This window comes from Frankia sp. CcCS3, assembly GCF_977927575.1.
Genome location: NZ_CDWRCL010000108.1, coordinates 1 through 12,558 on the forward strand (window position 1 = coordinate 1; position 12,558 = coordinate 12,558).

Sequence of the window (12,558 nt, forward strand, 5' to 3'; positions counted from 1 at the left end):
ATCAGCGACAGATCTGAGAAACTGGCCTCCTGCTGCGCCAGGATCTCGTCCTCGGTCCCGAGATACCTGGCCTGACCGGACCAGCCCTCCTCGGCTCGGCTCGTGCCGTCGGGTCGCTCCTCGTCGCGGGGCCCGATCCGGTGGGCTCTCCGGCGGCCCGGCGGGAATCCGTGCCGGCGGAGAGGGCGGGGTCCGGCGCGCAGGCGGCCGTCGCGGACGGGGTGGCACTGCTTCCCCTGGCCGGTCCGGGCTATCTCATCTCCGCGCTCGCCGAGGATGCGGTCACTCTCCGCCATCGCCTGGAACGAGGGCCGGCTCCTGCCACGGTCTGACCCGGGCAGGCGGTCAGACGCGGACGGCGGTGCCGTAGAGCCGATAGAACAGCGCGACCGCCTGTTCCGCGCGGGCCCGGCGGTTACTGTCGGTCCAGGCCGGAGGCCGACCCAGCAGGGCGGCGATCTGACTGTCGCGGATGGTGAGGCCGAAGAGCACCTCGAACGCTTCGGCGGCATCATCGAACGCGAGCTCACCACGGGCGACGCCTCGCCTCAGCAGGGCTTCGAAGAGGGGACCAGTGGTACGCCGACCCCAGGCGACGAGAGCCTCCGCGGGATCCGGGTCAGCGGGCAGCGCGGCGATGGCGACCCGGTTGATGGTGACCGAACGGGCGCTGGTGAGCAGCGCAAGCAGCTCGGTCAGCGCCGCGGCGAGCACCGGTCGCACCGGTCCGCCGCCGGCGTTGGCCAAGGCTTGTCGAAGAGCGGCGTTCGTAGCTTCCGCCTCCTGGGAGACGAGTGCCGCGAGCAGGCCACGCCGATCGCCGAAGTGGGCGTACAGCGTCTCCTGCGATGCCTTCGCCCGGGCCGACACCGCGCGGGTCGACAGCTTGTCGTAACCCTGCTCGGCGAGAAGAGCCAGTGTCGCGTCGAGGATCGCCGCGCGCCGGGCATCGCCGCGCGTCGCCGGCCGTGATTCGGCCGTGCCACCCGCGGTGCCGCCGGCCGCGTCGCCAGCCGTGCCACCGGCCCCGGTGACCGCCAGCCGGTCCTGTTCGGCCGTCCCGGCCGGGATGGATGACTCGCTCACGCGACGGACCCTACCCTTGACAACTTCGAACCGAACGGTACGGTTCGTAGATAACCATCATGGCGGCCTCACGCACCCTCGCCCCCGTCCTACTCGTCGACCGTCTCCGAACCTCCCCATGGTTCATCTCCTCCATGCATCGGGACCACCAGTTAGGTCCGGGGCTGATCGGTCGATCCGCCCCGGGCCGGCGGCGAGGCCGATGACGATGCCGTGGAGGGGCGCGGCGTGGGCGTAGGGGTGGGCGTGGGCGTGGGGGAAGCCGGCGCCACGGCCGGCGCGGGGACCGCCGAGGATGTCGCCATCACCAGGGGTGTTGCGGGCACCGTGGACGAGGCGGATGACAAAGCCGATGAGCCGGCGGAGGCGACGGTGGCAACGCCGTCCGGGTACGGTGGCACGGCTACCGGTGCCGGCATGCCCGGGGAGCCGGCCGGCCCGGCCACCGAGCCCTCACGCCGCTCACCCGGGCCATTCGGATACTCGCGGGCGGCGGCAGCCGGGGCACCGTGATCCTGGTAGGTACGCCCCTTCCAGGCCGCTCCCCGCCCGGCCCGCTTGAGCCGCGCCGAGTCCACCGTCATCGCGAGGTACAGCACGGCCACTCCGGGGAGCAGCAGGGCCAGCGGCAGCGGCTGACGATAGTAGCGGGTCATCGGCAGATAGGTGACAGTCATGATCAACCAGGTGATCCCGCCGACGAGAGCCGTGGCGACGTCGCCGGTCACGATGCCTACGATGGTCGCGACCACCGGGATGACGAAGACCAGGCTCAGTCCCAACACGGTCCCGACCAACAGCGACGGGGAGTGCCGCAACTGCGCATAGGCGCTGCGGGACACCATCTTCCACAGATCCGCGAGCCGCGGATACGGGCGCTGGCTGTGGACCTGCTCTGCGAGTCCGAGCCACGTCCGCCCACCCGAGCGATTGATGATCCGCGCGATCGCCACGTCGTCGATGACGGCGCCGCGCACCTCCGCCAGTCCACCGGCCGCCGCAAGGGCCTCCCGGCGGATCAGGGAACATCCGCCGGCCGCAGCGGCCACCCGCGAACCCGGCCGGTTCGACCACCGGAACGGGTACAGCATCGCGAAGAAGTGCACGAAGGCCGGGACGATCAGACGCTCCCAGCCGGTCTGCACCCGCAGCACGGCCATCTGCGACACCATGTCCAGCTTCTGGGAGGTCGCCGACGCGACAAGCGCAGTCAGCGATCCCGGGCGATGGGAGATGTCCGCGTCGGTGAGGAGCAGGAAGTCGACGTCGCCAGCGCACTCGATGCCCCGCCGCAGCGCCCACAGCTTCCCGGTCCAACCGGCGGGGGGTTCGGTGGATGTGGTCATGGCCGGCGTCACGTTGGTCTCGCCGCGCGCAGCGGCCTGTTCTGCCAGGTCCCGGGCAACCTCCGTGGTCCCGTCGGTGGAACCGTCGTCCACCAGGATCAGCCGGGCACGACCGGGGTAGTCCTGGGCAAGCAGCGTCGGAAACGTCACGGGAAGCACGTCGGCCTCGTCCCGAGCCGGCACGACGATCGCCACACTGGGCCAAGCGGCCGGCGCCTGCCGGGATGGCAGGCGCTGATCGGTCCGCCAGAAGAACCCATGGCCGACGGTCAGGTAGAGCCAAGCGAGCAGAGAGGCAACGGCGACCCACAGCAGCACTGTCACAGAAAGTGATACTGCCACGGGCCCCTCAAGGGCGTGCGGGCGTCCCGGGTAATGCGGGGTCACAAGGCTTCCGTCCCGGTCTGGCCGAGCCGGTACGGAGATCTCCCCCCCGAAACGCTCCTGCCGCCACCCTGAAATCCCGGGCCTCCGGCCGGCGGTGGGGTAGCCGACATGAGCATCGACGATGGTGCCCACCACGCCCCGCGGAAACGATGATCACCTCCCGTCACCTCACGATCGGCGGCGGTGATCGGAGATACCCGACGGCAACAAGTTGAAAACGAAAAGTGATCGGCGGTGCGCGACGAACGGCTGGCGAGGGCGCGCCCAGAGGGCGAGACGACAGCCACGGATCGGTGTCCGTTGGCGGTTGCGGGTTCATCGGAGCAGGTTCGTCACGACCAGGCCCGCTCGTGCCGGGACGGTAGTGGGTACAACGGCCTCGGCTACACCATAATCAAGGGGTGACACGAAGCCGTCGTACCGCGCAGACGGCTGACACCCGTCAGGCCTTGATCTCCGCCGCCCGCCGTCGGTTCGCCGAACAGGGGTTCGCCTCCACTGGCACCGAGGAGATCGTCGCCGACGCGCAGGTCACCCGTGGCGCGCTCTACCACCACTTCCGCGACAAGGCCGCGCTGTTTCGCACCGTGATGGAACAGGTCGCGACGGAGGTGGCCGAACAGCTCGTCGCTGGTGAACTTGCCCGGGACGCGGAGCTTCCCAGCGACGCCTGGACGCAGCTCCGGTCCGGGTTCCAGTCCCTGCTCGACATCTCCACCGCGGACAGCGACTTCCAGCGCATCGTCCTCGTCGACGGTCCGGCCGTGCTGGGCAACGACGCCTGGGATGCGCTCGTCGAGAAGCACGGCTACCGGCTGCTCTCGGAGTGGCTGGAGCGCGCGATGGCCGAGGACCGCATCGACCCGCTGCCGGTGGTCCCGCTGACCAGGCTGGTCGCCGCCCTGCTGTCGGAGGCGAGCATCTACACCGCCGGCGCCGCGGACCCGGACACCGCCCGCCTCGAGGTCGGCACCGTGCTCGACCGGCTGCTGCGCGGACTCGGCCGCGGTGGCGATCTCGCCGAGCAGCCGCCGGTCAGTGCCGACGGCGGCGCCGGCTCCCGCGGGACTGCCGGCTAAAGCCGGCTGGCATCGTCGACGCCAGCGAAACCCTGCTCCCGCCGGTGCGGGCCGGGGCGGCACAGACGGCGACCGCCCCGACCGGGGTCACCCGGCCGGGGCGGTCGCCGTCTGTGCCGGACGACGTCATCTGACGGTGACGGTGGCGCCGTGAGCCGGCTCAGACCACGATGGGCCAGCTCAGACGCTGCGGGCCGCCCGGATGGACTCCTTGAGGGAACCCATGGTGGCCAGCACCGCGGAGGTCTCATAGCCGCAGTGCGCCATGCAGTTCGCGCACCGCGGGTCCTTGCCACGACCGTAGGCGTCCCAGTCGGTGGTCTCGACGAGCTCCTTGTAGGACGAGACGTACCCGTCGCTCATCAGGTAGCAGGGCTTCTGCCAGCCGAAGAGCGAGTAGCTCGGGATGCCCCACGCGGTGCAGCTGAGCTCCCTCTTACCCTCCAGGAAGTCCAGGAAGACCGGCGAGTGGTTGAGCCGGAACTTCTTGCGCCGGCCGTCCGCGAAGACCTTCGAGAACATCTCGCGGGTCTCCTGGACCCCCAGGAAGTGCTCCTGGTCGGGCGCCTTCTCGTAGGCATAGCCGGGTGAGAGCTGGATCTGGTCGACCTTGAGGTCGTCGTTGAGGAACGTCAGGATGTCGATGACGTCCTGCGGGCTGTCGTTGTTGAAGAACGTCGAGTTGGACCCGACCCGGAAGCCCGCGGCCTTCGCCGCGTGGAAGGCGCGGACGCACTCGTCGAACGTGCCCTCCTTCTCCACCACCGCGTCGTGCCGCTCACGCAGACCGTCGATGTGCAGGACGAAGGTGAAGTACGGCGACGGGGTGAAGTTCTTGAGCTTCTTCTGGAGCAGCAGCCCGTTCGTGCAGAGGATCACGAACTTCTTGCGCTTGACCAGCTGGTTCACGATCTCGTGGATCTGCGGGTGCATCAGCGGCTCGCCGCCCGCGATCGCGACCACCGGAGCGCCGCATTCCTCCACCGCAGCCAAGGCGTCGTCGACGCTCATCCGCTGCTTGAGGACGGACGCCGGGTGCTGGATCTTGCCACATCCAGTGCAGGACAGGTTGCAGGCAAACAGCGGCTCCAGCTCCAGTACGAGCGGGAAGTGCTTGCGACGAAGCAGCTTCTGCTTCGCCAGGTAGGTCCCAATCCGGAGCTGGTACCGCCACTCGACCGCCACGGCTGGCCCCCTCTCGTTAGGTCACCAGTGGATGAGCGATGATCTCTGCATTGACCATACAGCGTGTACGTACAGACTGCATGTGGATCGTCCGATGAACTGCCCCACAAGGGTGTCCGTTAGCCGACCCCGCCGAGTTGCGGACACCGGGAAGACAAGGCCGGGACAGCACGGACGCGAGTTCGGGACAGTCCATGGACGATGTCGGGCCAGCCGCCCGACGACGCGCCCGTGCTCGCATCCGGCCCGGCCGAGCGTCGGGCCGGGCCGCCGGTCAGGCCGGGGAATCGGGTCTCCGGTCAGGCCGCGGAATCAGGCCATGGGATCAGGCCGCCCCACCCATGATCAGACAGGTGCTGCTGGCGGTGGCCACGACCTTGCCCTGGTCATCCCGGACGTCCCCCTCGGCGAAAGCCACCCGCCGTCCCGGCCTGGTCACCCAGCCGTGCGCGGTAAGTCGGCTCGGCCGGCCGTCGACAATGCGCACCGGCCGCAGGTAATTAACCTTGATCTCGATGGAGGTATACGCCACCGCGACCGCCAGCGTGGAGTGCACCGCGCAGGCGGTCGCGGTGTCCAGGATCGTGCAGACCAGGCCACCGTGGACGAGGCCGATCGGGTTGTAGGCCGACTCGTCCGGCAGACAGGTGAAGACAACGTCTCCCGGCGTGACCTCGATTGGCCGGAAGTCGAACAGACGGGAGATCGGGGGCGGCGGAATGCGCCCGTCACGCATCGCGGACAGGAACTCCAGCCCGCTCAGCGACGCCGCCGCCGCGGCGACAGGCAGCGGGTCGTGCCAGGTGATCGTCTTGCTCCGCGGCTCGCCCCAGGCAGCCGGGTCGTGCGAGCGGTCTGAGGCGGATTCGGGTCGCGCGGATTCGGGCTCAGTCGTGGTCATGCCCGCAGCCTAGACCGGCTGCATTCAGGATACGCACCCAGTATCGGTAGGATGTACCGATGCAGGAATCGTCCGACGGCCCGCGGGCCTGTCCGATCGCGCGGACGCTGGAGGTCGTGGGTGAGCGCTGGTCCCTGCTGGTCATCCGGGAGATCACACTGGGGGTCCACCGCTTCGAGGGCATCCGGGCCGGCACCGGGGCGCCCCGAGCCGTACTGGCCGAGCGGCTGCGGGCGCTGGAGCGCGCGGGGGTGCTGGAGCGTCAGCCATACCAGGAGGCGGGCGCCCGGTCCCGGCACGAGTACCGGCTGACGTCCTCCGGCCGGGATCTGGCACCGGTCCTGCTGGCCCTGCGCCGGTGGGGCGAGCGGCACGCCGCACCGGCCCGGCCGCCTGAGGCCGATCGCGGCGCCGCATCCCGCTGAACCCAGCCCCACCGCGCCGCCCGGGCGACGCCACCGGCTTCGCCCTCCGGGCCGCGCCTCGGGACCGCCCGGGGGCCGGGCGCACTATGGCCCTGGAACGGGCGCCGGGGCCGGTTGGCGCAGTTCCTTGGGCAGGTGGAAGGCCAGCGTCTCGGTACCGACGGAACGCACCGAGACGTCCGTCGCGCCGAGACCCGACAACGCGGTCAGGAGCTCGTCGACGAGGGACGGCGGGGCCGAGGCGCCGGCCGAGATGCCGATCGTGCCCACGCCGGCGAGCCAGGACAGATGCACGTCCCCGACGTCCCCGACCAGATGCGCCTCGACGCCATCGCGCCTGCTCACCTCGACGAGCCGCACGGAGTTCGCGCTGTTGGCCGAGCCGACGACGAGGACGAGCTGGGCCTCCTCGGCAACCTTGCGGACCGCGTTCTGCCGGTTCGAGGTCGCGTAGCAGATATCGGTGGAACCCGGCCCGACGATCGCCGGGAACCGCTCCGTCAACGCGTCAACGACCTCCGCGGCCTCGTCCAGGGCCAGCGTGGTCTGCATGAGGTATGTGACGCGCTCGGGATCGGGAACGTCGAGGGAGCCGACGTCGGCCGAGGACTCGACCAGCGTGATGCGGCCGGGCGCCTCGCCGAGGGTTCCGTCCACCTCCTCGTGGCCGGAATGGCCGATGAGCAGCACGGTGTCCCCGCGGGCGGTGAACCGGCGGGCCTCGGTGTGCACCTTCTCCACCAGCGGGCAGGTGGCGTCGATGACGGACAGGCCGCGCTCGCCCGCCTGGTCCCAGACGGCCGGAGCCACTCCGTGTGCGGAGAAGACGACCGTCGAGCCGCCGGGCACCTCGTCGAGCTCCTCGACGAAAATCGCTCCACGGCTGGCCAGGTCGGCCACCACGTGGGCGTTATGCACGATCTGCTTACGGACATAGACCGGCGCACCGTAGATCTCCAGGGCGCGCTCGACGACCTCGATCGCCCGCTCGACGCCGGCGCAGAACGCCCGCGGCTCGGCGAGCAGAACCTGGCGACGGCCGACCGCGGCGGCCCACGCCTCGATCGGGCGCCCGAGCGGACGCATCGTGCGCAGACCGCGGATTCCGCGGCGGGCCAGGTCGATGCGTCCCAGCGGCTGCGCCGCCGTGTCGACGATGACGCGGACGGCGGCGAACGGCACGTCGCCGACTCCCGCCGCCAGCTCCGCGGACTCCATGTCGACGGAAAGAGCCCCGGTCGCGGCAAGTTCCGCGCGGGCCGTGCCGACGACGAGCCGCGGCACGGTGACGATCGGGCCGACGTGCACGGTGAGCCCGAGCCGGCGCAGGTCGCCGGCCAGCAGGGGCGCGGACGCGCAACGGCCGGCGACGGTGCCGTCGGCGTTGCGGATCTCGGTGGCCACGACGACGTCACCGGGCTCGATCCCAGCCGCCAGTCCCCCGGAGAGACCGACGAGGGCGACGGCGTCCGGGCCTGTGTCGCGCACCAGCCGAGCGGCCTTGCGCGCCCGTTCCGGACCCATGCCGGTGCGCACGATGACGGTGTCCGCGCTGAGGCCCGACCGACCGGCGGCCATTGCCTCCACCCGCAGGGCCGCCGCGACGACCAGCCGCCCCCGGCGGCGCACGGGGGTCGGCTCCTGCTCCTGCTCCGGCACTCGCCGCGCCTCGGCCGGCCGGTGGACCGACCCTGGGGGCGCGGCCGACGGCAGGGACGGCGACGACGGCTCCTGCGCCGGGATCTCGGTGGAGGCGGCCGGAACAGCCCTGATCCCGGCACCCGTGGCTGCCGCCGTGGCTGCCGCGGCGGCGGGCGCGTCGTCCCCGGCGGACGCGCCGTCCTCGACGTCCCCGCCGTCCTCGACGTCCCCGCCGTCCTCGACGTCCCCGCCGTCCTCGACGTCCCCGGCGTTCCCGTCGCCGCCGGCCGCGGATGCGAAGATGTTCATGGCGTGGCCACCCCGGTGAGGGTCACGTACCGACCGAGCGCGGTCAGCGGGAAGACCAGCCGGTACAGGTGGTAGTTGAGGTAGAAGTCACCGGGGAAACCGGTTCCGGTGAACTGGGGCTCGTCCCAGGTCCCGTCCGGCCGCTGGGTCTCGCACAGCCAGCGCACTCCCCGCTTGACCGCCTTGCTGTGCGGGTCGACGGCCAGCAGCGCGAGCAGCGCCCAGGCGGTCTGCGAGGCGGTGAGCTCACCCCGGCCGATCCAGGCCGGATCGTCGTAGGAACGCGGGTCCTCACCCCATCCGCCGTCGGGCGACTGGTGCTCCAGCAGCCAGCGCACCGCGGTTGTGATCGCCGGGTGGTCGGCGGGAACGCCAGCGGCGATCAGCGCCGGAACCACGGCGCCGGTGCCGTAGACGTGGTTGATCCCCCACCGGCCGAACCAGGAGCCGCCCGGTTCCTGGTTGTCCAGCAGCCACTGCACCGCCCGCTGGGTGATCGGGTGGTCGGAACGGCCGAGGTCGGCCAGCATCTCCACGATGTGGGCGGTGACGTCCGCCGACGGCGGGTCGACCACCTCGCCGAAGTCGCAGAACGGGATCTTCGCCGTCAGCGTCCGCACATTGTCGGCGTCGAAGGCGCCCCAGGCCCCGTCCGACGACCGCATGCCGACGCTCCAGTCGACCCCGCGGGCCGCAGCGGCGCGCATCGCCCCGGCCAGCTGCGGGTCGACCGCCGCGAGGCCGCGGGAGGCACGGTCACGCGCGGCCGGCGGGAGCTCGGCGGTGCCGCCCGGGGTGACGATGCCGCCCGGGGCGACATGGCTGCCACCGAGCAGGCGACGCAGCGCCAACACGACCTCGGCAGTGTCGTCGGTGTCCGGGTAGAAGTCGTTGTCGAACTCGAACGCCCAGCCGCCGGGGGCGAGCGCCGGACGGCGGACCGCCCAGTCCCCGGCCACCCGGACCTCTTCGTCAACCAGCCAGCGGCCGGCCCGCACCATCGCGGGATGGTCGGCCGGGACGCCGGCGTCCGAGAGCGCGACCACCGCGAGCGCGGTGTCCCAGACCGGCGACTGGCATGCCTCGATCTGGGCGGTCGGCCCCTCCGGGGTCTCGCGCCGGATGATGTAGCGTTCCATTCCCCGGAACGCCGTGGCGATCACTGGGTGGTTGAGGGGGTATCCCATGAGATGCAGCGCCATGACGGAGTAGATCCACGGCGGCTGGATGCCCCCCCAGCACCCGTCGGCCTCCTGGCGGGCGACGACCCACTCGGTGGCCCGGCGCAACGCCAGAGTGCGCAGCATCTTGATCGGCCGGCGCTCATAGCGGTGCAGGATCGCGTCCAACCGCTCGAAGGCGCCCTCCCAGCTGTACAGCGGGGCCGGCTTCGGCGGCGTCACGGGTGCCGCGACCTTGATCTCGTCGATGCTGAAGCCGAGGTCGCGCACAGGCCGGAGCGACCCGACGATCGTCAACGCGACGATCGTCTGGCGGGCCCAGCAGCCGAAGTCGTAGACATTCAGCGGGAACCAGGACGGCAGGAAGATCAGTTCCGGCGGCAGCACGGGCACGTCGTCCCAGGACCACTCGCCGAAGGTCGCCAGCCAGATTCGGGTGAAGACCCGGGCGGCCGCCACCCCGCCCTGGGAGCGGATGAGCGCGGCCGCCGCCGCCATGTGCGGGGCGTCGGGCTCGTCACCGGCCAGGCGCAGGGCGATGTACGCCTCGACCGTGGTGGACAGCTCGGCCGGTCCGCCGTAGTACGTGGCCCAGCCGCCGTCCGCGAGTTGCTGGGACCGCACCCACCGGGCGATCGGCTCGGTCTCCTCCTCGGTGCGGATGCCGAGGAACTGCTTCATGAACAGGTGTTCGGCGTCGATCGTGACGTTCGTCTCGAGGTCGCCCTTCCACCAGCCCTCCTCGGACTGCAGCCCGAGGAGGTGGTCCCGAGCCCGGTCGGCCGCGGTCATCGCCGCGGCCAGGTCCTGATCGACCGGGGTCTGCGTCGTGGGCGGGGTACCGTGGACGGTCGCCGCGCCACCGCCGGGCACGCCACCGCCGGACAGCGGTGGCGAGGACCGGGAGATCCCGTAGGCGTCGGGCGTGGCGGGCGCGGGAATGTTAACGCGCTTCGAGCTCTTCGCGGCCTTTGGAGCAGCCGGGGACGGGTCCGAGGTCAGGCTCATCGACGACTCCCCTCGTCGTACATGCGATGGTCATGAAGACGATCAACGTGCTGATCACCCGGCCGCCCGGCCGCCCGGCCTGGCACCGGGGTGGTGCCAGGCCGGGCGGGAACGGCGACTGCACTCACCTGTCGTCTCCTCAGCGGTCTCGTTCGGTCACGAAACGCGCGAGGGCCAGCAGTTCCGCCTCGATCTCGGCGGGCATCGACAACGAGCGGAGCACGTTCTCGCAGGCCTTCAGCTGGCCGTCGGCCTCGGCGGTGGTCCAGTCCCGCCCGCCGGCCCGCTCGATCAGGTCCGCGATGTGCGTCAGCTCCGCCTCGGTGGACTCCCCGGTGCCGGTGAGGAACGCCCGCAGCTCCTCGGCCGCGGTTCCGCCGGCCTCCAGGGCCACCACGACCGGCACCGACTTCTTGCGGGACCGCAGGTCCGACAGCACCGGCTTGCCGGTCACCGAGGGATCACCCCAGATACCGAGCAGGTCGTCGATGAGCTGGAACGCGGTGCCGAGCCGGGATCCGTACTCGGCGAGGGCGTTGACCATGTCGTCATCGGCCCCGGCGAGCACGGCGCCGAGGGAGGCCGAGCAGGCCAGCAGCGCGCCGGTCTTGCCGTCCTCCATGTGCAGCGTCTCGGCGACGCTGACATCCGGCCGCTTCTCGAACATCAGGTCCTCGGCCTGGCCACGGACGAGGTCCTGAACGCCCGCGCCCAGGATCAGCGCCGCGCGACGGCCGGGCTCCCCCTCGACCTCCAGCAGGACCTGGGTCGCCAGGCCGAGCAGCGCGTCCCCGGCGAGGATCGCGCCGTCGGCGCCAAAGATCGTCCAGGCCGTGGGCCGGTGGCGGCGCTCGGTGTCGCCGTCCATGAGATCGTCGTGCAGCAGCGAGAAGTCGTGCACCAGCTCGACGGCGACCGCTGCCGGCAGCCCGGTCTCCGCCGGGGCGCCGGCGGCCTGCGCCGACAGCAGCGCCAGCGCCGGGCGTACCAGCTTGCCCCCGCCGCCGGACAGTGGCGCGCCCTCGGCGTCGACCCAGCCGCGATGGTAGGCGACGACGTGGCGAAGCCGTGGGTGGAGCCGATCCACCGTGGCGCGCAAGGCAGGCACGGTGAGGGTCCGCCCACGCTCGATCGCATCCGGAACCGTCATGGTCATACCGGGAATCCCCCTGTGGATGTGTGCCTTGGCTGGCCGGGCGGAAGCGGCCGGACGACCGCCGCCGATCCGGCGGGAACCGCGTTGTCCCCTCGTGGATCCTGTGGATCGCGCACCTGCGCGGCCGTGGCGCCGCCGTCCGGTGTGCTCACCGATTCAGTGCCTACCGGTACCGACTCACCCACCTGCTCGGGGAGCCGTCCGCCCGTCCTTCGGGCCTGCGGGCCCGGCCCGCGTGGCCCGTTGACGTCGACCCCCATACCGGCCAGGTTCTCACGGACAGCAGCGAGTCCGCTACGCACAGCCGACTCCATGGTTGCCGGCCATCCGGTGTCGGTCCAGGTCCCGGCCAGGGCGAAGCCGGGCAGGCCGGTCGACGCACCCGGACGCAACGCAAGCGAACCGGGCACCTGCCGGAAGGTCGCCGTACGTTCCCGGGTGACGAAGACCTCCAGCGGCCCGGCCGCCCGCGCGGCCGGGAACAGCCGGGCCATCTCCTCGACGAACAGGGTCCGCAGCTCGTTCGCCGGACGATCGACCCACGGCTCCGCCGCAGACTGCGACAGCGCCAGGTACTGGGCACCGGGCGGGCCGGCGGCGGCGAGCCCGGAGGAGACCGTGCGATCGAAGATCCATTGGATGGGCGAGTCGACCACGGCCAGGAACGGGCCGTCGATCACCGGTCGAGGATAGATCATGTGCACGTTGATGATCGGCGAGTCGCCGAGTTCACGCAGCCGGGCCGCCTCAGGTTCGGCGCCGGCCGGCAGGAGGGAAGCGGCGGCGGGCGGCGGCACCGCGAGCACGACCGCGTCCGCCCGCAGCACGCCGCGCTCGTCGGTGCCGGGCACCGC

10 protein-coding genes and 1 pseudogene are annotated in these 12,558 nt (G+C 71.5%); 3 read left to right on the forward strand and 8 right to left on the reverse strand.

Features of this window, described 5'->3' with window-relative positions:
* Positions 1-29: 29 nt before the first annotated feature.
* Positions 30-332 (forward strand): annotated as a pseudogene (locus AC08OQ_RS11375) (urease accessory protein UreD); the annotation flags it as partial.
* A 13-nt stretch (positions 333-345) separates the two neighbouring features.
* Here AC08OQ_RS11375 and AC08OQ_RS11380 read toward each other — a convergent pair.
* Together AC08OQ_RS11380 and AC08OQ_RS11385 are read right to left on the reverse strand one after the other, a co-directional pair.
* A complete protein-coding gene (locus AC08OQ_RS11380; protein WP_476598752.1) occupies positions 346-1,086 on the reverse strand; it encodes a TetR/AcrR family transcriptional regulator in 741 nt (246 codons plus the stop codon).
* 152 nt (positions 1,087-1,238) lie between these two features.
* A complete protein-coding gene (locus tag AC08OQ_RS11385; protein ID WP_476598751.1) occupies positions 1,239-2,756 on the reverse strand; it encodes a glycosyltransferase in 1,518 nt (505 codons plus the stop codon).
* A 464-nt stretch (positions 2,757-3,220) separates the two neighbouring features.
* On the opposite strand from AC08OQ_RS11385, the gene AC08OQ_RS11390 reads away from it, so the two are divergent.
* The gene (locus tag AC08OQ_RS11390; protein WP_476594224.1) at positions 3,221-3,898 is read left to right on the forward strand and encodes a TetR/AcrR family transcriptional regulator; all 678 of its coding nucleotides are present in this window, start codon (positions 3,221-3,223) and stop codon (positions 3,896-3,898) included.
* 180 nt (positions 3,899-4,078) lie between these two features.
* Here the strand turns inward: AC08OQ_RS11390 and hpnH are convergent, their stop codons facing one another.
* Positions 4,079-5,083, reverse strand: a complete 1,005-nt coding sequence (gene hpnH / locus AC08OQ_RS11395) for an adenosyl-hopene transferase HpnH (protein ID WP_011435280.1) — start codon at positions 5,081-5,083, stop codon at positions 4,079-4,081.
* Between the two features lie 325 nt (positions 5,084-5,408).
* Positions 5,409-5,984 carry a PaaI family thioesterase gene (locus AC08OQ_RS11400; RefSeq protein WP_476598750.1) on the reverse strand — a complete coding sequence of 192 codons (576 nt, stop codon included), beginning with the start codon at positions 5,982-5,984 and terminating at the stop codon, positions 5,409-5,411.
* Positions 5,985-6,043: 59 nt separating this feature from the next.
* On the opposite strand from AC08OQ_RS11400, the gene AC08OQ_RS11405 reads away from it, so the two are divergent.
* Complete coding sequence (locus AC08OQ_RS11405; RefSeq protein WP_462187390.1) at positions 6,044-6,409, forward strand: winged helix-turn-helix transcriptional regulator; 366 nt, start codon at positions 6,044-6,046, stop codon at positions 6,407-6,409.
* 84 nt (positions 6,410-6,493) lie between these two features.
* Here AC08OQ_RS11405 and ispH read toward each other — a convergent pair whose 3' ends face one another.
* The 4 genes from ispH to AC08OQ_RS11425 all read right to left on the reverse strand — a co-directional run.
* Positions 6,494-8,359 (reverse strand): 4-hydroxy-3-methylbut-2-enyl diphosphate reductase, encoded by a 1,866-nt coding sequence (gene ispH, locus AC08OQ_RS11410; protein WP_476612031.1) that lies wholly within the window; start codon positions 8,357-8,359, stop codon positions 6,494-6,496.
* Positions 8,356-10,548: a terpene cyclase/mutase family protein gene (locus AC08OQ_RS11415; RefSeq protein ID WP_476598745.1), complete on the reverse strand. Its 2,193-nt coding sequence runs from the start codon at positions 10,546-10,548 to the stop codon at positions 8,356-8,358. The genes ispH and AC08OQ_RS11415 overlap by 4 nt, the downstream gene beginning before the upstream one ends.
* 139 nt (positions 10,549-10,687) lie before the next feature.
* Entirely contained in the window at positions 10,688-11,704 is a 1,017-nt protein-coding gene (locus tag AC08OQ_RS11420) for a polyprenyl synthetase family protein (RefSeq protein ID WP_462187387.1), read from the reverse strand.
* A partial coding sequence (locus tag AC08OQ_RS11425; RefSeq protein ID WP_476612032.1) for an FAD-dependent oxidoreductase occupies positions 11,701-12,558 on the reverse strand: 858 nt, incomplete at its 5' end. The genes AC08OQ_RS11425 and AC08OQ_RS11420, both read right to left, overlap by 4 nt.